The sequence below is a fragment of the Kiloniellales bacterium genome (assembly GCA_030064845.1).
Lineage (GTDB): Bacteria > Pseudomonadota > Alphaproteobacteria > Kiloniellales > JAKSDN01 > JASJEC01.
Genome location: JASJEC010000002.1, coordinates 98,619 through 121,279, shown reverse-complemented (window position 1 = coordinate 121,279; position 22,661 = coordinate 98,619). Strand labels below are relative to the sequence as shown.

The following is a 22,661-nucleotide window of genomic DNA, read 5'->3' as shown; positions in this document are numbered from 1 at the left end:
CCGGCGGGTCCGACCCGCGCGCTTCAGGCGACCGAGATCGAACCGTGACCGGCGTGTTGCTCTCGTGGTTCCCGGGGCGCCTGCAGTTCGGCCGCCCCGGCCCCGTCTATGACGCGTTCCGGCGGGAAGCGCAAGCTGACCTTGGTGCCCGTGTTGGGACGGCTGACGATCTCGATCTCGCCCTGGTGCAGCTTCATGAGCGAGGCGGTAAGGGGCAGGCCGATCCCGGCCCCTTCGGTGCTGCGCGAGTGGGACGAGTCCGCCCGGCCGAAGGACTCGAGCGCCACTTTCAGTTCCTGCTCCGACATGCCGATGCCCGTGTCGCGCACGACGATCGACAGCCCGCCGGAGCGCTGGCGGCGGATGGTCATGATCGTCTCGCCGCCGTCCGGCGTGAACTTGATGGCGTTGGACAGGACGTTGAGGACGATCTGGCGCAGGCGGACCGGGTCGGCCCTGAGACCGAGGCCGCGCCGGCCCTCGACCACGGTCAGGACCTGCCGCTTCTGGGCCGCGCGGATCTTGAGCAGCCCGGCGCACTGCTTGAGGAAGTCCTCCAGGTCCGGGATCTCGTCCTCGACCAGCGTCAGCCCGCCCGACCCCGCGCGCGACAGGCACAGCAGGTCGTCGATCAGGTGCATCAGATGGTTGCCGCTGTTGCGGATGTGCTGGACGTAGTCGCGGTAGCGCGCGTGCCCCAGCGGCCCGTGCACCTGACGCTCCAGCAGCTCGGAGAAGCCGAGGACCGCGTTCAGCGGCGTGCGCAGCTCGTGGCTGACCATGGCCAGGAACTCCGACTTGGCGATACTCGCCGCCTCGGCCTCGGTCCGCGCGGCCGCCAGGGTCTCGGCGAGGTCGCTCTTCTCGAGCTGCAGCGCCAGCGAGCGGCTCAGCATCTCGTTCAGGCTGCGCGCGGTCGCCAGAAGCACCAGCAGGTAGATCAGGCCCATGGTGCCCATGGCGACGTAGGCCATGCCGCCCTGGCCCCCTTCGTAGAACAGCCGGGCGATGACTGGGGCAAGCGTGGGTAGCAGGAAAGCGCAGAAAGCCGGCATGTGGGACGACAGGGTGGCGACGGCGCCGGCCGACATGCCGCCCAGCACGAAGACCAGGAAGCCCTGCAGGGCGATCGGGCTCTCGGGGAACATCACCAGGCCGGGCAGGCCCCAGAGCAGGCCGGACCCCAAGGCGATGACGGTAAAGCGCCGCCCCAGGCCGGCCGCGGCGTCCGGCGCGACGGTCTTGCCCCGGAGCCGTAGCCAGATGGCGGCCCGGATCCCCGTCGCTGCCCAGATCGCCGCGAGCCACGCGCTCAGGAAGCCGGTCGGCGCGGTGCCCATCAGCAGAACGAACACCAGCACCGAGTTCACCAGCGTGACCGGCACCGCCAGGGACTGCTGGCGGATTAGGGACTCGATCCGTCCGGCGGCGATCCTGGTTTCCAGATCCGCTTCGCTGTTCGCGGCTTGCCCTTGCACGCCCTCGGTCCGTCCTTTCAGGATTCTCCGCCCAGCCGTTCTGGCGGGCCGCCAAGGTTGCTTAAGGGGTGTAATGGGGGATGTTTAAAATATCTCTAATTGAGCGCTAGAAAATCAACCGACCGGTGTATTACAGCGTCCGCCGGGCCAGACCTGCCATAGCTGACATCTGGACTAGGACTCCAGTGCCTGGTTCTGCATTTCGATCAAGCGTTGAATGCCGGCCGCCGCGAGGTCGAGCATCTCGTCGAGCTGCCGGCGGTCGAAGGCGGTCTGCTCGGCCGTGGTCTGGACCTCGACAATCCCGCCGCCGCCGGTCAGCACGAAATTGGCGTCGGCCTGGGCCGAGGAGTCCTCCTGGTAGTCGAGGTCCAGGACCGCCGTCCCGTCGACGATCCCGCAGGACACCGCGGCGACGTTGTCGGTCAGCGGCACGGACTCGAACACGCCGATCTCGACCAGGTGGCCGAGCGCGCTGTGCAGCGCGACATAGCTGCCGGTGATGGCGGCCGTCCGGGTGCCGCCGTCGGCCTGGAGGACGTCGCAGTCGATCCGGATCGAGCGCTCGCCCATGGCCCCGGTATCGGCGACCGAGCGCAGCGAGCGGCCGATCAGGCGCTGGATCTCGAGGCTGCGCCCGGTCTGCTTGCCGCGCACCGCCTCGCGGTCGGTCCGGGTGTTTGTCGCACGCGGCAGCATGCCGTACTCGGCCGTGACCCAGCCGCGCCCCGAGTTGCGCAGGAAGGGCGGCACGCGGTCCTCGATCGAGGCAGTGCAGAGGACCCGGGTGTTGCCGAAACTGGCGAGGCAGGACCCCTCAGCGTGCATGCTGACGTCTTTCTCCAGCGTGACCTTGCGCAGCTCGTCGGGCGCGCGTCCGGATGGGCGCATGGGGTTTTCCTGCCGCTCTCGTGAATAGGGTGGGGCACGCTAACCCATCGCCCGGAACCCGTCCATCCTTCGGCCCCGGCGCTATCCCGTTCGCCCGCGTTGACGGGCTGGGGGGCGATAACTAAGTTTCCTTCGCAACCGCAAGAGAAGCAGGATGAAGCCGGAGCTGAAGCAACCGGACATCCCGGCGCTGGATGAGCTCAACGAGCGTTCGCGGGATATCCTCAGGCATATCGTCGAGGCCTACGTGGCGACCGGCGCGCCGATCGGCTCGCGCACCCTGTCGCGGCGCCTGGGCCTGGACCTGTCGCCCGCGACGATCCGCAACGTCATGTCGGACCTCGAAGAGCTGGGGCTGCTCATGGCGCCCCATACCTCGGCCGGGCGCCTGCCGACCGATCTGGGTCTGCGGCTCTTCGTTCACGGCCTGCTCGAGTGCGGCAACCTGACCAGCGAGGAGCGCCGTCATATCGAGAGCCAGTGCGCCGCCAGCGGCCGCGGCCTGCCGCAGATCCTGGAGCAGGCGACCACTACGCTCTCGACCCTGTCCCACTGCGCCGGCCTGGTGGTCGCGCCCAAGGCCGAGGCGCCCCTCAAGCACATCGAGTTCGTCTCGCTCGGCCCGGGCCGGGCCCTGGTGGTCATGGTCACGGGCAACGGGGTGGTCGAGAACCGCATCATCGACGTTCCCATGGGCCTGCCGCCCTCGACCTTGGTCGAGGCGACGAACTACCTCTCGTCGCGGCTGGTCGGCCGCACGATCCACGAGGCGGCGGGCATCATCAACCGGGAGCTCCAGGAACAGCGCGCCGAGCTCGACGGGCTGACCAGCAAGGTCGTCGAACAGGGACTCGCGACCTGGGGCGGCCAGGCGTCGGACGGCGCCCGGGCGCTGATCGTACGGGGCCAGGCGCACCTGCTCGAGGATATCAGCGCGATCGAGGACCTGGAGCGGATCCGCCAGCTGTTCGGCGCTCTGGAGACAAAGAAGACCCTGGTCAGCCTGTTGAACCTTGCGGAAGAGGCCGAAGGGGTCCAGATCTTCATCGGCGCCGAAAGCGAACTGTTCGGCCTCGCCGGGTGCTCGATGATCGTGGCGCCCTACAGCGATGCGGAACAGAAGCTGGTCGGGGCGATCGGTGTGATCGGGCCGACCCGGATCGATTACGCCCGGGTCATTCCGATGGTGGATTACACGGCAAAGGTCATCAGCCAGATCGTCGGCTGACCGGCCAGGAGTTGAAGCAGAAGATGTCCGAGCAGAAGCCCCATCAAGAGCAAGAGGCGCCGCCGCAGCCCGACGCGGAGAGCGCCGCCGGCGCGCCGCCCGCCGAAGAGCCGCAGCCCGAGGCAGCGGCGGAGGGCACCGGCGAAGCGCGGCCCGAGCCCGCGGTCGAGGCCGAGAGCGAGAAGGTCGCCGAACTCGAGGCCGAGGCGGCGCAGCTCAAGGACCAGCTGCTGCGCGCCCTGGCCGAGGCGGAAAACGTCCGGCGCCGGGCCCAGCGCGACCGGGCCGATGCCCAGAAGTACGCCGCCGCCCCCATGTTGCGCGATCTCCTGGCCGTGGCCGACAACCTGAGCCGGGCGATCCAGAGCGTGCCCCAGGACGAGACCGTCGAGGACGAGCGCTTCAAGACCCTGCTGGCCGGCATCGAGATGACCGAGCGGGAACTCGCCTCGGTCTTTCAGCGCCACAACGTGGTCAAGCTCGAGCCGCTCGGCGAGATGATGGACCCGCACCGGCACGAGGCCATGTTCGAGGTGCCGGACCCGAGCAAGCCGAGCGGCACGGTGGTGCAGGTGGTGGAGCCGGGCTACCTGCTGCACGACCGCCTGATCCGCCCGGCCCGGGTCGGCGTCGCCAAGGGCGGCGCGCCGGCGCAGGCGGCGCCGGCCGACGGCGAGAGCGCCGAGGCGGGCGGGCCGCAGGAGCCGCGGGCCCAGGGCGGCCGGGTCGATACTTCCGCCTAGAGTGCGCTGAATAGGTACTAGGCCGGCACCATCACCCTTCGACAAGCTCAGGGTGAGGGCGAGATTATTCCAGCACATACCCTCATCCGCGCGAAGCGCCGGGCTTCGCCCCCTGTCGAAGGATGATCGTGATCAAGGGCTCCGGACTTTTCCAGCACCCTGCTAAAGCCTCTCCGCAGCCGGGTCGTGCGCCCGGTGGCTTTCCTTCGCCAGTTCGGGACGCCTGACGGCGTAGCAGTAGACGCAGCCGTGGGGACAGGTGTCGTAGGCGCCGATGTCGCGCGACTCGGCGCAGAAGCAACCAGGCCTGTTGCCCTTCACGCGGGCCTTCAGGGGCCTGCCGGCGACGTCGGAGAGCCGCCCGCCGTCGATGCAGCGCGCCGCCTCGAGCGGCTCCTCCAGTAGGTCGGGTTGGGCGCAGAGGCTGGGTGTCAGGCCCGCCGTGGCGGCGACCGCCGCCAGGTCGCGCAGCAAGGCCGCTTTCTCCGCGTCCGCCGGGTCGCGCCAGGAGTAGCCGTGCCGCTGGGCCGCGCGGTCGCTGTTCGCCCGTGTCTTGGCGTAGATCTGGGCGAAGGAGAAGACCACCTCGTCGCAGCTGCCCGCCAGGCGGCGGGCCAGCCCGGCGACTTGCTGCCGGTGCCAGTCCGGCGGGGTCAGCTCGGTCAGGAAGACCGGGTCGTAGCGCCAGACCACCACGCGGGGCCCGAAACGCGCGGCCAGCCGCACGATCTGGGCGACCGCCTCGTCGGCCGCGATCACCGAGGGTTCCAGGGCGCGCGGGTAGCCGGTAACGGTGAACTGCACCACGAAGGGCAAGCCCAGCCCGGCGATCTCGTCCAGAACCGGCAGGAAGGGCCGCAGGTTGCGGGTCCAGAAGACGAAGCCGTCGACGTCGGGCTTCGCCAGCGAAACCCGGTAGTCGGGCCCGCCATAGGGATTGGCGACCCGGCAGAAGCCGGCGCGCAGCCGCGCGCGGAACCAGGCGCCGTAGAAGGCCGGAATGTCGGTTCGGTAACTCGCCGAGACGATCATCGGCTCAGCGCGGGTCGCCGGGCCCGCCTCCGCCGCCCTCGCGGCGTCTCTGCTCGCGCCGGCCGAGCAGGCGGAAGACGCCGTAGGCCAGGCCGCTGAGCAGCGCGAGGCCCGCGCCGGCGTCGATCATGGCTTCGGACTGGGTGACGTAGAAGCCTGCCAGCATGACGACGACGCCGGTAACCATGCTGACCACCAGCACGGCCAGGATGGCGCGAAAGATTCCGTCGTCCGGCATGGTCCGCCCTTCCCGCTGTTCTCCGGGCGTCCGCCGCTCGCCCGCGGCGCTGACGCACTGTGGCGGGCCCGGCGCGGGCGCGCAAGCGCCGCGGCCCGGAACGGCCGCCTTTTGGCGCCGCGCCCGCCTTGCAGCACTGCAGCTTCTGCTTATATATCCCGACGGAGCATACGGTTTTTTAATCGGGAACATCCTTTGGGGGCTCGGAGGCAGCGCTTCCCGCGAGGCTGCCCGGCGGCTCGCTACAGAAGAGGAACAAGATGGGCAAAGTAATCGGGATCGACCTCGGCACGACCAACTCCTGTGTCGCGGTCATGGACGGCAAGGACGCCAAAGTCATCGAGAACGCCGAGGGCATGCGCACCACGCCCTCGATGGTCGCCTTCAGCGAGTCGGGAGAACGTCTGGTCGGGCAGCCGGCCAAGCGCCAGGCGGTGACCAATCCGGAGAATACGCTCTTCGCCATCAAGCGGCTGATCGGCCGCACCTACGACGATCCCATGACCAAGAAGGACCGCGACCTGGTCCCCTACAAGATCGTCAAGGCCGACAACAAGGACGCCTGGGTCGAGGCGCGCGACAAGAAGTACAGCCCCAGCCAGATCTCCGCCTTCACGCTCCAGAAGCTGAAGGAGGACGCCGAGGCCTACCTCGGCGAGCCGGTCACCCAGGCGGTGATCACCGTGCCGGCCTACTTCAACGATTCGCAGCGCCAGGCGACCAAGGACGCCGGCAAGATCGCCGGCCTCGAAGTGCTCCGCATCATCAACGAGCCGACCGCGGCCGCGCTCTCCTACGGTCTCGAAAAGAAGGGCGGCGGCACGATCGCGGTCTACGACCTGGGCGGCGGCACCTTCGACATCTCGATCCTCGAGATCGACGAGGGGGTCTTCGAGGTCAAGTCGACCAACGGCGACACCTTCCTCGGCGGCGAGGACTTCGACAAGCGGATCATCGACTACCTGGCCGACGAGTTCAAAAAGGAGCAGGGCATCGACCTGCGCGAGGACCGTCTGGCCCTGCAGCGCCTCAAGGAGGCTGCTGAGAAGGCCAAGATCGAGCTCTCCTCGGCGCAGTCGACCGAGGTCAACCTGCCCTTCATCACGGCCGACCAGTCGGGGCCGAAGCACCTCAACATGAAGCTGACCCGGGCCAAGCTGGAGGCGCTGGTCGACAGCCTGGTCGAGAAGACCCTGGGGCCCGTGCGCTCGGCGCTCAAGGACGCCGGCCTGTCGGCGGGCGAGATCGACGAGGTGATCCTGGTCGGCGGCATGACCCGCATGCCCAAGATCATGGAGGCGGTGAAGAGCCTGTTCGGCAAGGAGCCGCACCGCGGCGTCAACCCGGACGAGGTCGTCGCCATGGGCGCGGCGATCCAGGCCGGCGTGCTGCAGGGCGACGTCAAGGACGTCCTGCTGCTCGACGTCACGCCGCTGTCGCTCGGCATCGAGACGCTCGGTGGGGTCTTCACCAAGCTGATCGATCGCAACACGACGATCCCGGCCAAGAAGAGCCAGACCTTCTCGACCGCCGAGGACAACCAGCAGGCGGTAACCATCCGCGTGTTCCAGGGCGAGCGAGAGATGGCGTCGGACAACAAGCTGCTCGGCCAGTTCGACCTGGTCGGCATCCTGCCGGCGCCGCGCGGCATGCCGCAGATCGAGGTCACCTTCGACATCGACGCCAACGGCATCGTCAACGTCAACGCCAAGGACAAGAAGACCAACAAGGAGCAGGCGATCCGGATCCAGGCGTCCGGCGGCCTGAGCGACGACGACATCGACCGCATGGTCCGGGAAGCCGAGGAGCACGCCGAGGAAGACAAGAAGCGGCGCGAGGTGGTCGAGGCCAAGAACCAGGCCGAGGCTCTGGTCCACTCGACGGAAAAGACCCTCGCCGAAGTTGGCGACAAGATCTCCGAGGCCGACAAGCAGCCGATCATCGACGCCATGACGGCCTTGAAGACGGCGGCGGAGGGCGACGACGTCGATGAGATCCGGTCCAAGACGGAAGCCTTGGCTCAGGCCTCGATGAAGCTGGGCGAGGCGATGTACCAGCAGTCGCCGGACGAGGGTGACTCCGGCGACGGCACGGGCCCCGACGCGGGCGACGAGCCTCGGGCCGAGGACGAGCAAGTGGTCGACGCCGACTTCGAAGAGGTCGACGACGACCGAAAAGGCAAGACTGCCTGAGCGGTCGCAACAGCATGCCGGCGCCGATCACCTTGTCGGTCGGGAATAGGGTTCAGGGCCGCGCCCGGCGCGGCCCTGCCACCTTCCCGAAGGCGCGCGGCTGAGCAGGAGGCCGCTGGGGGCAGATGGCCAAGCAGGATTACTACGAAACCCTCGGGGTGGCGCGGGACGCCGACGCAGCCGCGCTGAAAAAGGCCTATCGCGCCCTGGCGATGAAGTACCATCCGGACCGCAACCCGGATGACACCTCGGCGGAGCAGCGTTTCAAGGAAGTCAGCGAAGCCTACGAGGTCCTCAAGGACAAGGACAAACGCGCGGCCTACGACCGTTACGGCCACGCCGCCTTCGACGGCGCCGCCGGGCCGCGCGGCGCGGGCGGCTTCGACTTCAATTTCGCCAGCGGCTTCGCCGACATCTTCGACGAGATGTTCGGCGACTTCGCGGGCGGTCGCCGCGGCCGGAACTCGGGCCGGGGCGCCGATCTGCGCTACAACATGGAAGTCTCGCTGGAAGAGGCCTTCCACGGCAAGAGCGCCCAGATTCGCGTGCCGACCAGCGTGACCTGCGGCAGCTGCAGCGGCAGCGGCGCCGAGGGCGGCGCCCAGCCGGTCGCCTGCGGCACCTGCCAGGGCCACGGCCGCGTCCGGGCCCAGCAGGGCTTCTTCACCATCGAGCGGACCTGCCCGGCCTGCCACGGCGTCGGCCGGGTGATCGACAAGCCTTGCGGCGACTGCAACGGCGCGGGCCGGGTCCACAAGGAGAAGACCCTCCAGGTCAACATTCCCGCCGGCGTCGAGGACGGCACTCGGATCCGCCTGGCTTCGGAAGGCGAGGCGGGCCTGCGCGGCGCCGCGCCCGGCGACCTCTACATCTTCCTCTCGGTCGCGCCGCACCGCATCTTCCAGCGCGACGGCGCCGACATCCAGTGCCGCGTGCCGATCCCCATGACCACCGCCGCGCTCGGCGGCTCGATCGAGGTGCCCTCGATCGACGGCGGCAAGGCGCGCATCTCGATTCCCGGCGGCGCCCAGAACGGGCAGCGCTTCCGGCTCAAGAGCAAGGGCATGTCGGTGCTGAACACAAAGACCCGTGGCGACATGTACGTCGAGGTCGGCGTCGAGACCCCGGTCAACCTGACCAAACGCCAGAAGGAGCTGCTCGAGGAGTTCGAGAAGGAGGGCAAGGGCAAGAAGACCAGCCCCGAATCCGAAGGCTTCTTCTCCCGCGTCAAGGAGTTCTGGGAAGACCTGACGGAGTGACGGCGGCTTCGGTCGGGCACTGATCCGCGATCAATCCTAAAGTCGTGGACGAGGACCATCCGAATGAAGGCGCACATCGTTCTGGCTCACCCGGAGCCGAAGTCCTTTAACGGACACCTGGCGGGCGTCACCGGGCGCGTGCTCGGGGCCGCCGGATACGAAGCCTCGCTGTCCGATCTCTACGCCATGGACTTCGACCCGCGCGAGGGGCCGCGGCACTACGGCACCCGCAAGGACGCGGCGGTGTTTCACACCCAGACCGAGCAGCGTTTCAGCGCGGACAAGGAAAGCCTGCCCGCGGACGTGAACGCGGAAATAGATCGCTTGGTCGGGTGCGATCTTCTGGTCGTGCACTTTCCGCTCTGGTGGTTCGGCATGCCGGCGATTCTCAAGGGCTGGATCGACCGGGTCTTCGTCTATGGCCGCATGTATCGCAGCACCATGCGGTACGACGCCGGCATCTGCGCCGGAAAGAGAATGATCGCCTGCGTCACCACCGGCGCGACGGAAGACAACTGCGCTCACGACGGCCGGGAGGGCGACACCCGCCTGCATCTCTGGCCGATCCTCTTCTGCTTCCGCTATCTGGGCTTCCAGGTCCTCGAGCCCGAGATCTTCCACGGCGTGGGCGGCGTCGCCTTCATCGAAGGCAAGGAAGGCGGCCTCAGCACCCTGGAGGCCTACACAGAACGCTGGGCGGCGGCGCTCGAGACGCTCTCCTCGCGCCCCCTGGTTCCCTACAACCGGGACCGGGACTTCGGCGAGAACAAGCGCCTGGTGCCGGGCGCTCCCGTCTACTCGCCCTTCATCCGCCACTAGCGCGGATCATGATTGGTCGGACCCACTCATGGTTCCGACCAATCATGTGAATCCGCTCTACATTCTAGAGTTAGAGCAGATTCACGCGATTGAATGGATCGCCCCGGGCGAGTCCATTCAATCACGATCTGCTCTGGCCGGACGCGGTCAAGCCCCCCTGCGCCGGCAGGTAGTCGTCTGACCACTTGAGCACGATGTTGTAGCTGATCGTGATCCGGGGCTGTTTGGTCAGGTTGGGGTGCACGAAGTGGTGCAGGAAGGCCGGCCACAGGAGAATCGTGCCGGCCTTGGGCCTCAGCGTGTACTCGGCCTCGATGTAGGGGTCCTGGCGGATCGCGGTCATGTTCACCGCGCCCCGCGGGTCGTAGAAGGTGATGCAGCCGGGGCGCAGGTCGCTGCGTGACCCGACCTCCGCCGGTCCCTCGGGCATGCTGACGTAGTAGGTGCCGCTGAGGTAGGCGTGGGGGTGGTTGTGGGCGTCGTGGTAGTCGCCCAGGCGGTTGACGTTGGCCCAGCCCTGGACCGTCCAGTTGATCGGGTAGCCGATGCCCAGGTGCTTGAAGTAGTCGATCGCGGTCTTGTCGATGCAGCCCTTCAGCCACTGGACCGCCGGGTGCTCCTGGGCGAAGAAGTTGCCCGCCAGATAGTCCGTGGTCATCTGGGCCCGGTCCCGGTCCAGCCGCTGGACCAGCTCGGCCAGGACCTGGTTGGCCGCCTCGTGGCCGGGCAGGGTCCGTTCCACGAAGATCGTCGGCCAGAGGCTGCGGAAGCCGCCTTCGTCGCTCCTTCCCGTCATGCCGTCGAGTGAACCCCGGCTTCGCCCGCCAGGCAAGGTGCGCCGCGGCGGCGGCCTTCCCTATTTTGTCATGCCCGGACTTGATTCGGGCATCCAGGGTTTGTTGGCGGATGCCCTGGATAGCCGGATCGAGTCCGGCTATGACAGATTGGGCAAACCAAGGGGGCCGGGGAGAGCATCATCATGACCATCGAGATCGGCATCGTCGGCTGCGCCGGGCACATGGGGCGGATGCTGCTTCGTTCCGTCCTCGAAACGGATGGCGCGGCGCTGGCCGGCGGCACCGAGGCGGCGGGCTCGCCCGCCCTCGGCCAGGACCTGGGCCTGCTGGCCGGTCTTTCCGCAACCGGAACGACCGTCGGCGAGGACCCGTCCGATCTTTTCGCCCGCGCAACGGCCGTGATCGACTTCACGGCGCCGACCGCCACCCGGCGCCACGCCGATATCGCGGCCGAAACAAAGACGGCGCTGGTGATCGGCACCACCGGAATGAGCGCCGAGGACGGCAAGGCGATCGCCACGGCGGCGGAACGAACGCCGGTCGTCTGGGCCGCCAACATGAGCCTCGGGGTCACTCTGCTGACCGAGCTGGTTCGCAGGGTCGCGGCCAGCCTCGACCCCGACTACGACATCGAGGTGGTCGAGATGCACCACCGGCGCAAGGTCGACGCGCCCTCGGGCACTGCGCTGGCGCTCGGCCGGGCCGCGGCCGAGGGCCGCGGCGTCGACCTGGAGGCGGTCGGCCAGCGGGTCCGCGACGGCCAGACCGGCCCCCGTCGGCGCGGCGACATCGGCTTCGCGGCGCTGCGTGGCGGCGACGTGGTCGGCGACCACACGGTGATCTTCGCGGCCGAGGGCGAGCGCCTGGAGCTGACCCATAAGGCCTCGAGCCGCGCGATCTACGCGCGCGGGGCGGTGACGGCGGCGCGCTGGGCCGTCGGCCAGCCGCCGGGGCTCTACTCAATGAAGGACGTCCTCGGCCTGTCCTAAGGTCAGACCGCCGGCGCCCTCGCCTCGACCAGGGCGCTGCGCAGGGCCTGGGCCAGCTCGAGCTTCTCGTCCGGCGTCAGGAAGGCGCCGATCACCAGGCTGCGGCCGTGGGACCGGAGGGTCAGCGGGCTGTTCAGCCGGGGCGGCTCTTCGATCATCACCTGCAGCCAGGTCGGCTGGAACTCCCAGCTGGCTTCCCGGCCCCGGTGGTCGACCCGGCGCACCTCGAGGCAGTCCGCCGTGAGGTGCAGGGACTCGTACATGCGGGCCTGGCGGTAGTTGAACCGGAAGGCCATGTAGATCAGCAGCACGTCGATGCCGAGGAAGCCGATCACCGGCCAGGCGCCGACCAGGAAGAACACCAGGCCGGCGCCGAAGCTGATCAGGCCAACCGCGGCCATCAGAATCACGAAACCCTGGGGCGGCAGGCTGCGGTGCGGCGTCATCAGCACGTCGAAATAGACGGGCGCGGCCTCTTTCTCGGCGTCAACTTCGGTCATGATCTAGATCAATATATAGAGCCCTAGGCGCCCGACAACAGCCCGTCGTGCCGCCGTACTTGGAGTTTACGTTCGCGTTGCTCGCCCGGTTCAAGGCCGGAATGCCTTGTTGCTCGACCGAGACGAGTGTCTAGATTTGCAGCATGAAGAAAAAGGACATCGCGGCGTTCTTCGACCGTCTCGCGGAAGCCATGCCCGCGCCCAAGGGCGAGCTCGAGTACGTCAATCCCTATACCCTGCTGGTCGCGGTCGCGCTCTCGGCCCAGGCGACCGACGTCAGCGTCAACAAGGCGACGCGCGGCCTGTTCCAGGAGGCGGACACCCCGGAGAAGATGCTGGCGCTCGGCGAGGGGCGCCTGAAGGAGCACATCAAGACAATCGGGCTGTTCAACACCAAGGCGAAGAACGTGATGGCGCTGTCGCGGATCCTGATCGAGGAGCACGACGGCCAGGTGCCGCGCGACCGGGCGGCCCTGGAAAAGCTGCCGGGCGTCGGGCGCAAGACCGCCAACGTGGTGCTCAACATCGCGTTCGGCGAGCCGACCATCGCGGTCGACACCCATATCTTCCGGGTCGCCAACCGCACCGGCTTGGCGCCGGGCAAGACCCCGCTGGCCGTGGAACTGGCCCTGGAGAAGGCCGTGCCGGCGGCGCGCAAGCTGCACGCCCACCACTGGCTGATCCTGCACGGCCGCTACGTCTGCAAGGCGCGCAAGCCCGATTGCCCGGCCTGTGTCCTGCGTGACCTCTGCCGCTTCAAGGCCAAGACCACGCTGGAGGCCGCGGCGCCCGCCGCGAAGGGCAAGAGGCGGAAGCCCGGCTTCGACTGGCACCGCGATCCGATCACGCGGCAGACACCGGTCACCGAGAGCTACAGGAACACCCAGAACGTCCGCCGTTTTCTCCAGTCGGTCTGCGGCGAGGACTTCGCCTTCGACCGCGCCTTCATGCGCTGGGTCAAGAACGGCAAGGACAAGACCATGGGCGAGGTCGCCGACGAGTGGCTGAGGCGTCAGACGCGGGCGGAAAGCCGCTGAGATCCTAGAGCGGATCATGTTTTGACGGAAACGCTTCGCGATTTCGACAAAGACATGTGAATCCGCTCGATATCGATCCGCTCTACAGAACGCAGCCCGGGCGGTGACGCTTTATTGAGTGGACATGACGGGCCCCGTCTGATTCCTTTCGCCGCGCCGCTTTCACCCCTTCTTCACCATTTGTTTAGAGCCGGATGACAAGAGACTATCCCCGACTCATGTCGCCCCGCCCCCGCGCAGCCATCTGGCGCCAAGTTCCGGGCGCGACGCTCTCGACATGGTGGACCAAACAGAGCCTGGCATAAGGATGGCGTTCGTCGACAAGCGACACAGCGATCACTTCCAGGGACCCCGCGCATGAGCAGATCGAGCACGCAGGTCCGTCGGCTCTGGGTGCCCCTGAAGCGCACGGCGTGGCGCTTCACGGCGGGCTGGCGGCCCTACCTCGAGGATCACGTCCCGGCCGAAGACCTCACGTTCTTGATGTACAAGAACGCGATCCCGTCGCTCGGCTTCTTCCTGATGCTCGGGCTCAGCGGGACCATCGCAACCCTCGGGCTCTTCGCGGACAGCGCGCCCGCGATCATCGGCGCGATGATCATCGCGCCGCTGATGGCCCCGATCGTCAGCGCCGCCTTCGGGATCGCCTGCGCCGACCGGAAACTCATCGTCCTCTCGATGCTGACCGTGGTCGCCGGTTCCCTGGTCGTGGTCGCGATCGCCTATCTCGGCGTGGAGTTCTTCGGGGTGCGGATCGCCGGCTCCGAGATTCTCGCCCGAACCTCGCCGTCCTACCTGGACTTCGGCGTCGCCCTCGCGGCGGGCTGTGCCGGCGCTTTCGCCCAGACCCGCCCGAGCATCGCCAACTCGATCGCCGGCGTCGCGATCGCGGTCGCTCTGGTGCCGCCCCTGGCGGTGACCGGCATCGGGCTCTCCCTCGGGAGCAAGGCGACCACCGAGACCGGGCTCTCGTTGAGCGAGTTCGGCCTCTACTCGGGCGGCGCCGACATCGCGGCCGGCGCCTTCCTGCTGTTCATCGCCAACTTCATCGGCATCCTGCTGGTGGCGGCCCTGGTCTTCGTCGCCCAGAGATACGGCAACTGGCAGAAGGCGCTTCTGCTGGTCGTCGGCATCGCCATCGGCTCCTTCATGCTCATGCCGGCGCTCGGCGGCGCGCTGCACGAAATCTACGTGGAGAACCGGGTCGTGCGCCTCTTCGTCAAGGGCGCGAGCCAAGACGCCGACGCCTTCTCCAATATGGCGATGGCGAAGATCGATCGGATCCACGTCTCCTACCGGGTCGGCGTCCTCTACGTGACGATCGACATGTTCGCGAGTCGGGAGAACCTGGAAGACGCGCAGGCGCGGCTCGACGAGTTCCGCCGGATCGTCGAGCAGGACATCGGCGAGCCCGTGGTCATCGAAGTGGACGTGGTGCCGATCGAGATCCTGCAGTTCCGCTCGGCGCCGTCGTTGCCCGAGTGAGCGGAGGCGAGGGGGCCTTTACCCCGCCGCGGAAAGCTGGCGAGCGCGCAGCAGTTCGTTGAAGCAGGACCGGGCGGCTGTCTTGTTGCCTTGGCTGTCGCGCGCCTCGACGTAGGTCACCGACTCGACGCCGTCGCGCTGGTAGAGCACCACGTCGAAGACGCAGGCCGGGCCCTGATATTGCCAGACCTGCGCCGGGGACTCCCGCCGGATCAGCTCGGGTTCGCCAAGGAGGGTGAAGATGCCCTGGCTTCCCAGGCCGATCAGGCGCTCCGGATCCCCGTCGAGGGCCGCCGCGCCGGTCCGGCCGCCGGTCTCGCCCGCGCCGGAGTCCCTCGAGGCCGCCTTGTTTTCCGTCAGCTTCGGCGGCACGGCTGGCACGGCGCTCTCGAAGTCGGCTCCGCGCTGATCGGACGGGCCGGACTCCGTGGCCGCGCAGCCGGCCATCAGCATCAGCCCGAGGGCGGCCGCGCCGAAGCGCCAAGGGGCGGTGCGGCTGAATAGCAGGGGTAAGCTCGAGGGTGCTTTCACGCCGGAGCCCTTTTCAGCAGAATCCATGGACGACGCAGTTTAGGTCCGAAAGCCCTTGAGAAAACCTAAAGCCGGCCCGGGTATCCCGCTTCGGCGCGATCTCAATTCACAAACTCCCAAACCCTTGATCACGGTCATCCTTCGACAAGCTCAGGATGAGGGTAAGTGATTGAAACATGTCGCCCTCACCCTGAGCTCGTCGAAGGGTGATGGTGCCAACGAGGCACCATTCCAGCATCCTGCTAGACGGCGCTCTTCCGCGGCGCCTCGGCTTCGGCGGGTTCCGCCCGGGCCTGCGTGCGTTGCGCCGGCTCCCGCGGAGGACTCTGACGCGCCGGCTCGGGCCGCGCCGTCGCCGTCCGCTGCTCCTGGGGCGCCGGTTCCTGACGCGCCGCCTCCGGCCGGACCTCTTCGCGCGGGGCAGGCGCTGCTTCGGCCTGGCCCGGCGCGGTTCGGCGCGCCTTCGCGCGGCCCGGCGCCTCGGTCAGTTCGTCGATCGAGCCGGACATCTTGCCGCCCCGCTCGACCTCCATCTCGTTGTAGCCCAGGGTGCCGACGATGTGCCCCGTGGCGCGCAGGAAGAGGCGGTCCGTGACGGTCAGATCGCCCTCGAAGCGGCCGCTGATCTCGGCCTGGGCGACCTCGGCCGAGCCTTTGAACACGCCGGTCTCGCCGATCTGAAGCAGGCGGCAGCCCTTGAGGTCGGCTTCGACCAGGCCTTCGACGACCAGCAACTCGCAGGACTTGATCTCGCCGGCCAGAGCGATGTCCCGCCCGACGACGAGCTTTCGGCTCTCGGTGGGCCGGCCTTGCGAGAACTCGCCGCGGGAACCGGGTAGCGCGTAGTCGGAGACGCGCCGCGGCGCATCGTAGGGCGCCGGCGACACGGCCTTCGTACGGGCCGAGGACCGGTCGGTCCCCGTTGCCTGTCCCGAGGCCGCGCCGGTCTTGCCGGAGGAGGGTCGCATATCTGTCTGCCTGCCGCTTGAAGCGTTCGGGGAGTTGCGCTTGCCGAACATGCCCTGCTCTTTCGTTTCGGCGTTGCCGCGGCGTTCCGGGTCCCGTGTCATGTCGACGCCGCGCCCCGCTGCCGCATGGTCTCGAAGAGGTGCACCATGAAACCGGTCGCGACGATCGGCGTGATCAGATTGATGATCGGCAGGCTCAGAAGAAAGGCGATAACAACCCCCGCAAGAAAAACCTTTCCGCGAAACTGCCGGCGCAACCTCGTGGAGTCCCGCGACTCCATTCGCCGTATCGACACCAGCTCGTAGTACTCCCGACCGAGAAGATAGCCGTTGAGCAGATAGAATACAAAAAGATTAGCTGGCGGCAGCAGCATCAGCACGAGGTAGAACGGCAGGGCCAGCAGGTTGAGCAGGATCGTCACGCCGGCGAAGCCCAGGGCGCCGCGCAGACTCTCCACCAGAGGTGGTTCCCGGGCTGGCGGCAGGCCTGGATAGTGCCGGCGCTCGACCGCTTCCGCGATGTCGTCGAGCAGGAAGCTCACCATGATCGTGGTGACCGCCGGGAATAGAAGAAAGCTGGCGATTAGCACGCCGGCGATCCCGGCCGCGGCGAACAGCCAGCTGACCACGTCGGCCAGCCAGGAGTCGCTGGCCAGCCAGTCGGACAGCGCGGACTCTGCCCAGGTCAGGCCCCACCAGGCGAGGATCCAGACGATGATGAAGAGGATGGCGGAGAAGACGAGGCCGCGCAGCATGACGCCGCGGAAGGCCGGGTCGGAAAGCTGGGCGAAGGCTTTGCTGAGGGCGGCGAACATGGCGTGCCTGATGTAGCCCGCGGTCGGCCGCCGGGCAAGAACGGAGAAGTCGCACGGCCGCGCGCGGGTCCTTGCCGCCGCGACACGCCGCATTATACTCCCGGCCGAGCCATCAGCCGATAACGGAACGCCATCATGAACGACCGCGCCGCCGACGTCGTCGGGATCGGGAACGCCATCGTCGACGTCCTGAGCCAGGCCGATGACGCGCTGCTCGAAGCGCAGGGCCTGCCCAAGGGCGCCATGACCCTGATCGACGGACCGCGCGCCGAGGCGCTCTACGGCGCCATGGGCCCGGCCCGGGAGATCTCCGGCGGCTCGGCGGCCAACACCATGGCCGGTCTGGCCTCGCTGGGCGGGCAGGCGGCCTTCATCGGCAAGGTTCGAAACGACCAGCTGGGCGGGATCTTCGGCCACGACATCCGCGCCGCCGGCGTCGCCTTCGACACGCCGGCCGCCACCGAGGGCGCGCCGACCGCGCGTTGCCTGATCTTCGTGACGCCCGACGCCCAGCGGACCATGGGCACCTTCCTGGGCGCCAGCGTCGGGCTGGGCCCCGAGGACATCGACGAGGAGACCGTGGCGGGCGCCAAGGTGACCTACCTGGAGGGCTATCTCTGGGACCCGCCCCGGGCCAAGGAGGCCTTCGTCAAGGCCGCCGAGGTGGCCCACGAGGCCGGCCGAAAGGTCGCCCTCACCCTGTCGGACCCCTTCTGCGTCGACCGCCACCGCGACGAGTTCCGCGACCTGGTCGACGGCCATATCGACCTGCTGTTCGCCAACGAGCAGGAGATCGCCTCGCTCTACAAGGTGGGCAGCTTCGACGAGGCGCTGGCGGCGCTGCGCGGCCGCTGCGAGCTGGCGGTCCTGACCCGCAGCGAGAAGGGCGCCGTGGTTCTGCAGGGCGACCACATCGAGTCCGTGTCGGCGGACGCGGTCGACCATCTGGTCGACACCACGGGCGCCGGCGACCTCTTCGCCAGCGGCTTCCTGTTCGGCTTCGTCAGGGGCAAGCCGGTCGGCGACTGCGCCCGCCTCGGCGCCCTGGCCGCCGCCGAGGTGATCTCCCACTTCGGCGCACGGCCCGAGCGTCCTCTGGCCGAGCTGGTGGTCGAGCGCGGCCTCTAAACAAGGGAACGGCGATGACCGACGCGGTCCGCAACCTGGCGATCATCGCCCACGTCGACCATGGCAAGACCACCCTGGTCGACGCCCTGCTGCGCCAGTCCGGCGCGATCCGCGAGAACCAGGCGGTCGACGAGCGGGCGCTGGACAGTAACGACCTCGAGCGCGAGCGCGGCATCACGATCCTCGCCAAGTGCACCTCCATCCTGTGGAACGACCTGCGCATCAACATCGTCGACACGCCGGGCCACGCCGACTTTGGCGGCGAGGTCGAGCGCATCCTCTCGATGGTCGACGGCGTCCTTCTGCTGGTCGACGCGGCCGAGGGCCCCATGCCCCAGACCAAGTTCGTCACCATGAAGGCGCTGGCCTTGGGCCTCCGCCCGATCGTCGTGGTCAACAAGGTCGACCGGCCGGACGGGCGGCCCTACGAGGTGCAGAACGAGGTCTTCGACCTCTTCGCCGCGCTGGACGCGAGCGACGAGCAGCTCGACTTTCCGACCGTCTTCGCCTCGGCCAAGCAGGGCTGGGCGATCCGCGAGCTGGACGGCGCGCGGGACTCGCTTGATCCGCTCTTCGAGGTCATCGCCGAGGTCGTGCCGCCGGCAGAGGGCGATCCCGAGGAGCCCTTCGCCCTGCTCGCCTCGATCCTCGACTACGACCCCTATCTCGGCCGGGTCCTGACCGGCCGCATCCAGGCTGGCCGCGCCAAGGTCAACATGCCGGTAAAGGTGCTCGGCGCCGACGGCCAGGAGATCGAAAAGGCGAGGCTGACCAAGCTGCTCGCCTACCGGGGCCTCGCCCGCACGCCGGTCGAGGAGGCCGAGGCGGGCGACATCATCGCCGTGGCCGGCCTGGGCGCCGCCACGGTGCCGAACACGATCTGCGCGCCCGAGGTGACGCAAGCGATCGCCGCGCGGCCGGTCGACCCGCCGACGCTGGCCATGACCTTCTCGGTCAACGACTCGCCGCTCGCCGGCAAGGCGGGCAGCAAGCTGACCAGCCGGGTGCTGCGCGACCGCCTGGCGCGCGAGGCCGAGGGCAACGTCGCGATCCGCATCGAGGAGAGCAAGGACAAGGACTCCTTCGAGGTCGCCGGGCGCGGCGAGCTGCAGCTCTCGGTGCTGATCGAGACCATGCGGCGCGAGGGCTTCGAGCTCTCGATCAGCCGGCCGCGGGTCATCTTCGAGACCGACCCGGCGAGCGGCCAGCGCCTCGAGCCCCTGGAGGAGGTCCAGGTCGACGTCGACGAGGCCTACTCCGGCGTGGTCGTCGAGAAGCTGAGCGAGCGCCGCGCCGAGATGACCGACCTGCGCCCCTCCGAGGGCGGCAAGGTGCGGATCACCTTCCTGGCGCCGTCGCGCGGCCTGATCGGCTACCTGGGAGAGTTCCTGACCGACACCCGGGGCACCGGCGTGATGAGCCGGCTGTTCCACAGCTACGGTCCCTACCGCGGGCCGATCCAGGGCCGGCGCAACGGCGTGCTGATCTCGAACAGCCAAGGCGCCGCCGTGGCCTATGCCTTGTGGAACCTGGAAGAGCGCGGGCCGCTCTTCATCAAGCCCGGCGCGGCGGTCTACGGCGGCATGATCATCGGCGAGCACAGCCGCGGCACCGATCTCGAGGTCAACCCGCTGAAGGCCAAGCAGCTGACCAACATCCGGGCCGCCGGCAAGGACGACGCCGTGCGCCTCTCGCCGCCGCGCGCCATGTCCCTGGAGCAGGCGATCGCCTATATCGAGGATGACGAGCTGGTCGAGGTGACGCCCGACGCGATCCGGCTGAGAAAGCGCCTCCTCGACCCCCACGAGCGCAAGAAGCAGAGCCGGCTCAAGGATGCCGGCTGACGCCATTGCGCGTTCTGCGTCCTCACCCTTCGACAGGCTCAGGGTGAGGGTGACTCTTATCAAAAAGTTCACCTCATCCTGAGCCTGTCGAAGGATGACCGTGGGCAAGGACTCCCTATCGACTCAGCAGCCGGCTGGCGGCCAGACCCGGAATTGGGGCGAGGCCCTCCGGGTCTATCGCCACCCGCGCGTTCTGGTGATGCTGTTCCTCGGCTTCTCGGCCGGGCTGCCGTTCCTGCTGATCTTCTCCACGCTGTCCTTCTGGCTGCGCGAGGCCGGCATAAGCCGGACCGAGATCGGCTTCTTCTCCTGGGTCGGCATCACCTTCTCGATCAAGGTACTCTGGGCGCCGGTGATCGACCGCGTGCCCCTGCCGCTGCTGACCGCCCGGCTCGGGCGCCGCCGCAGCTGGATGCTGCTGGGGCAGATCGGGATCGCTGCCGGCCTGGTCGGGATCGCGCTGACGGATCCCGGTGACCACGTCCTCCGGGTGGCGGCCTTCGCCTTTCTGGTCGCCTTCTCCGCCGCGACCCAGGACGTCTCGATTGACGCCTACCGGATCGAGGCGGTGGAGCGCGGCTACCAGGGGGCCATGGCCGCGACCTATCAGCTGGGCTACCGCGTCGCGCTGCTGGTCGCCGGTGCCGGCGCGCTCTATCTGGCGGAGTTCTTCTCCTGGCCCTTCGCTTACGCGGTGATGGCCGGCTGCATGCTGGTCGGCTTCGCCACCGTGCTGCTGATCAGCGAGCCCGAGGCGCCGGTCGACGCGGCGACGCGGCGCCGCGAGCAGGAGCTCTCGCGGCGCCTGGCCGGGGCGGCGGGCGGCACCTGGGCCGGCATCGCCGCCTGGTTCTCCGGCGCGGTGATCAGCCCCTTCGTGGACTTCTTCGTCCGCAACGGGCGCCTGGCGCTGGCGATCCTGGCGTTGATCGCGCTTTACCGCCTCAGCGACATCACCATGGGCATCATGGCCAACCCCTTCTACTACGACCTCGGCTTCTCGAAGTCCGAGGTCGCCAGCATCACCAAGATCTACGGCCTCGGCATGACCATCGTCGGCGCCTTCCTCGGCGGACTCCTGGTCGCCCGCTTCGGGATCGCCCGCCCGCTCCTGCTGGGCGCGATCCTGGTCGCCGCGACCAATCTCGTCTTCGCCTACCTGGCGACCGTGGGCTACGACCTGGAGCTCCTGGTGCTGACCATCAGCGCCGACAACCTGGCGGGCGGCCTGGCCGGCTCCGTCTTCATCGCCTATCTTTCCAGCCTGACCAACACGGCCTACACGGCGACCCAGTATGCCCTGTTCTCGTCGCTCTTCACCCTTCCGGGCAAGCTGCTCGGCGGCTTTTCCGGTATCATCGTCGACGCCCAGGGCTACGTCTTCTTCTTCAGCTACGCCGCGGCCCTGGGGCTGCCGGCGATCCTGCTGGTGCTCTTCGTCGCCCTGCGGCGGGCCGAGCGGGTAAGCGAGGCATCATGAGCGATCCGCGCATCGAGATCTTCGCCGGCGACATCACCACGCTGGCGGTCGACGCCATCGTCAACGCGGCCAACGAGCGCCTGGCGCCCGGCGGCGGTGTCTGCGGCGCGATCCACCGCGCCGCCGGCCTGGAGCTGGCCCGCGCCTGCGGAAAGATCGGCCGCTGCCCGACCGGCGAGGCGCGCATCACGCCGGGGTTCGAGCTCCCGGCCAATCACGTGATTCACGCCGTCGGCCCGGTCTGGCGCGGCGGCGGCGAGAAGGAGCCGGCCCTGCTGGCCGAGTGCTACCGCAATTGCCTGGAGCTGGCCCGGGAGAGCGGCATTGCCTCGATCGCCTTTCCGGCGATCTCGACCGGTATCTACGGCTTTCCCCTGGACCAGGCGACCGACATCGCGGTGACCGAAGTCGAGGTCTGGCTTTCCGAAGAGCAGGGTATCGAGCGTGTGATCTTCGCGGTCTTCGGCGATGAGGCGGAGCAGGCCTACCGGGCGCGGCTCGGCGCCTAAAGCTCCGGCCGGTCGAGCGCGTAGCCGGCGGAGCGCACGGTGCGGATCAGGTCGATCTGCTCCCCGGCGTTGATTGCCTTGCGGAGGCGCCGGATGTGCACGTCCACCGTGCGCAGCTCGACATAGACGTTGCGGCCCCAGACCGCGTCGAGCAGCTGTTCCCGGCTGAACACCCGTCCTGGATGCTGCAGGAGATGACGCAGCAGGCGGAACTCGGTCGGTCCCAGATGGACCTTCCGCCCGCCGCGCTCCACCCGGTGCGTCGAGAGGTCCATGATCAGATCCTCGAACACCAGAACCTCCGAGGTCAGGCCCGGCTGGGTGCGGCGCAGGGCGGCCCGGATCCGCGCGATCAGCTCGGCCGGCGAGAAGGGCTTGGTGACGTAGTCGTCGGCCCCGCTTTCCAGACCGCGCACCTTGTCGCTCTCCTCGCCGCGCGCGGTCAGCATGATGATCGGCGTGTCGCCCAGATCGGGCATGCGGCGCATGCGGCGGCAGACTTCGACGCCCGACATCAGGGGCAGCATCCAATCCAGCAGGATGAGGTCCGGCGTCTCCTCCTTGGCGACGATCAGGGCTTCCTCGCCGTCGCTCGCGGAGACGACCCGGAAACCTTCGCGCTCCAGGTTGTAGTGCAGGAGGGTGACGAGCGCGTTCTCGTCCTCGACCACCAATATCATCGGCTTCATAGCGGCAGA

At 68.4% G+C, this 22,661-nt stretch carries 22 protein-coding genes and 1 pseudogene; 13 read left to right on the top strand and 10 right to left on the bottom strand.

Going from position 1 to position 22,661, the window contains the following annotated elements; translation table 11 throughout:
• Positions 1–23 precede the first annotated feature (23 nt).
• Together QNJ67_01485 and rph are read right to left on the bottom strand one after the other, a co-directional pair.
• Complete coding sequence (locus QNJ67_01485) at positions 24–1,478, bottom strand: HAMP domain-containing sensor histidine kinase (GenBank protein MDJ0607623.1); 1,455 nt, start codon at positions 1,476–1,478, stop codon at positions 24–26.
• Positions 1,479–1,652: 174 nt separating this feature from the next.
• A complete protein-coding gene (gene rph, locus QNJ67_01480) occupies positions 1,653–2,369 on the bottom strand; it encodes a ribonuclease PH (GenBank protein MDJ0607622.1) in 717 nt (238 codons plus the stop codon).
• Between the two features lie 154 nt (positions 2,370–2,523).
• On the opposite strand from rph, the gene hrcA reads away from it, so the two are divergent.
• Both hrcA and grpE read left to right on the top strand, forming a co-directional pair.
• Entirely contained in the window at positions 2,524–3,597 is a 1,074-nt protein-coding gene (hrcA, locus tag QNJ67_01475) for a heat-inducible transcriptional repressor HrcA (protein ID MDJ0607621.1), read from the top strand.
• 23 nt (positions 3,598–3,620) lie between these two features.
• Positions 3,621–4,340, top strand: a complete 720-nt coding sequence (gene grpE / locus QNJ67_01470) for a nucleotide exchange factor GrpE (GenBank protein ID MDJ0607620.1) — start codon at positions 3,621–3,623, stop codon at positions 4,338–4,340.
• Positions 4,341–4,502: 162 nt separating this feature from the next.
• On the opposite strand, the gene QNJ67_01465 is transcribed toward grpE, so the two are convergent.
• Together QNJ67_01465 and QNJ67_01460 are read right to left on the bottom strand one after the other, a co-directional pair.
• Positions 4,503–5,372, bottom strand: a complete 870-nt coding sequence (locus QNJ67_01465) for a DUF1848 domain-containing protein (GenBank protein ID MDJ0607619.1) — start codon at positions 5,370–5,372, stop codon at positions 4,503–4,505.
• 4 nt (positions 5,373–5,376) lie between these two features.
• Positions 5,377–5,610, bottom strand: coding sequence for a hypothetical protein (locus tag QNJ67_01460; GenBank protein MDJ0607618.1), 234 nt, complete (start codon positions 5,608–5,610; stop codon positions 5,377–5,379).
• A 260-nt stretch (positions 5,611–5,870) separates the two neighbouring features.
• On the opposite strand from QNJ67_01460, the gene dnaK reads away from it, so the two are divergent.
• From dnaK to QNJ67_01445, 3 genes are all read left to right on the top strand, one after another.
• Entirely contained in the window at positions 5,871–7,802 is a 1,932-nt protein-coding gene (gene dnaK, locus QNJ67_01455) for a molecular chaperone DnaK (protein ID MDJ0607617.1), read from the top strand.
• A 125-nt stretch (positions 7,803–7,927) separates the two neighbouring features.
• On the top strand, positions 7,928–9,061 hold the full coding sequence (gene dnaJ / locus QNJ67_01450; protein ID MDJ0607616.1) for a molecular chaperone DnaJ: 1,134 nt from the start codon (positions 7,928–7,930) through the stop codon (positions 9,059–9,061).
• A gap of 63 nt (positions 9,062–9,124) precedes the next feature.
• Positions 9,125–9,880, top strand: coding sequence for an NAD(P)H-dependent oxidoreductase (locus QNJ67_01445; GenBank protein ID MDJ0607615.1), 756 nt, complete (start codon positions 9,125–9,127; stop codon positions 9,878–9,880).
• Positions 9,881–10,001: 121 nt separating this feature from the next.
• Here the strand turns inward: QNJ67_01445 and QNJ67_01440 are convergent, their stop codons facing one another.
• On the bottom strand, positions 10,002–10,676 hold the full coding sequence (locus tag QNJ67_01440) for a TIGR02466 family protein (protein MDJ0607614.1): 675 nt from the start codon (positions 10,674–10,676) through the stop codon (positions 10,002–10,004).
• Positions 10,677–10,865: 189 nt separating this feature from the next.
• On the opposite strand from QNJ67_01440, the gene dapB reads away from it, so the two are divergent.
• Positions 10,866–11,666, top strand: a complete 801-nt coding sequence (gene dapB, locus QNJ67_01435) for a 4-hydroxy-tetrahydrodipicolinate reductase (protein MDJ0607613.1) — start codon at positions 10,866–10,868, stop codon at positions 11,664–11,666.
• 2 nt (positions 11,667–11,668) lie between these two features.
• Here the strand turns inward: dapB and QNJ67_01430 are convergent, their stop codons facing one another.
• A complete protein-coding gene (locus QNJ67_01430) occupies positions 11,669–12,166 on the bottom strand; it encodes a DUF2244 domain-containing protein (GenBank protein ID MDJ0607612.1) in 498 nt (165 codons plus the stop codon).
• Between the two features lie 143 nt (positions 12,167–12,309).
• On the opposite strand from QNJ67_01430, the pseudogene nth reads away from it, so the two are divergent.
• From nth to QNJ67_01415, 3 genes and pseudogenes are all read left to right on the top strand, one after another.
• Positions 12,310–12,936: pseudogene (gene nth, locus QNJ67_01425) on the top strand (endonuclease III).
• Between the two features lie 3 nt (positions 12,937–12,939).
• Entirely contained in the window at positions 12,940–13,203 is a 264-nt protein-coding gene (locus QNJ67_01420; GenBank protein MDJ0607611.1) for a DUF6434 domain-containing protein, read from the top strand.
• A 357-nt stretch (positions 13,204–13,560) separates the two neighbouring features.
• Positions 13,561–14,688 (top strand): DUF389 domain-containing protein, encoded by a 1,128-nt coding sequence (locus tag QNJ67_01415; GenBank protein ID MDJ0607610.1) that lies wholly within the window; start codon positions 13,561–13,563, stop codon positions 14,686–14,688.
• A gap of 18 nt (positions 14,689–14,706) precedes the next feature.
• On the opposite strand, the gene QNJ67_01410 is transcribed toward QNJ67_01415, so the two are convergent.
• The 3 genes from QNJ67_01410 to QNJ67_01400 all read right to left on the bottom strand — a co-directional run bounded on the left by QNJ67_01410 (position 14,707) and on the right by QNJ67_01400 (position 17,095).
• Entirely contained in the window at positions 14,707–15,219 is a 513-nt protein-coding gene (locus tag QNJ67_01410) for a hypothetical protein (protein ID MDJ0607609.1), read from the bottom strand.
• Between the two features lie 242 nt (positions 15,220–15,461).
• On the bottom strand, positions 15,462–16,187 hold the full coding sequence (locus tag QNJ67_01405; GenBank protein MDJ0607608.1) for a polymer-forming cytoskeletal protein: 726 nt from the start codon (positions 16,185–16,187) through the stop codon (positions 15,462–15,464).
• 98 nt (positions 16,188–16,285) lie between these two features.
• Complete coding sequence (locus QNJ67_01400; GenBank protein MDJ0607607.1) at positions 16,286–17,095, bottom strand: EI24 domain-containing protein; 810 nt, start codon at positions 17,093–17,095, stop codon at positions 16,286–16,288.
• A 42-nt stretch (positions 17,096–17,137) separates the two neighbouring features.
• Here QNJ67_01400 and QNJ67_01395 point away from each other — a divergent pair, with 42 nt between their 5' ends.
• The 4 genes from QNJ67_01395 (at position 17,138) to QNJ67_01380 (ending at position 21,963) form a co-directional block, all read left to right on the top strand.
• A complete protein-coding gene (locus QNJ67_01395; GenBank protein MDJ0607606.1) occupies positions 17,138–18,130 on the top strand; it encodes an adenosine kinase in 993 nt (330 codons plus the stop codon).
• Between the two features lie 14 nt (positions 18,131–18,144).
• Positions 18,145–19,974: a translational GTPase TypA gene (gene typA / locus QNJ67_01390; GenBank protein ID MDJ0607605.1), complete on the top strand. Its 1,830-nt coding sequence runs from the start codon at positions 18,145–18,147 to the stop codon at positions 19,972–19,974.
• A gap of 100 nt (positions 19,975–20,074) precedes the next feature.
• The gene (locus QNJ67_01385; protein MDJ0607604.1) at positions 20,075–21,454 is read left to right on the top strand and encodes an AmpG family muropeptide MFS transporter; all 1,380 of its coding nucleotides are present in this window, start codon (positions 20,075–20,077) and stop codon (positions 21,452–21,454) included.
• On the top strand, positions 21,451–21,963 hold the full coding sequence (locus QNJ67_01380; GenBank protein MDJ0607603.1) for an O-acetyl-ADP-ribose deacetylase: 513 nt from the start codon (positions 21,451–21,453) through the stop codon (positions 21,961–21,963). The genes QNJ67_01385 and QNJ67_01380 overlap by 4 nt, the downstream gene beginning before the upstream one ends.
• On the opposite strand, the gene phoB is transcribed toward QNJ67_01380, so the two are convergent.
• Positions 21,960–22,652: a phosphate regulon transcriptional regulator PhoB gene (gene phoB, locus QNJ67_01375; GenBank protein MDJ0607602.1), complete on the bottom strand. Its 693-nt coding sequence runs from the start codon at positions 22,650–22,652 to the stop codon at positions 21,960–21,962. The genes QNJ67_01380 and phoB overlap by 4 nt on opposite strands.
• Positions 22,653–22,661 lie beyond the last annotated feature (9 nt).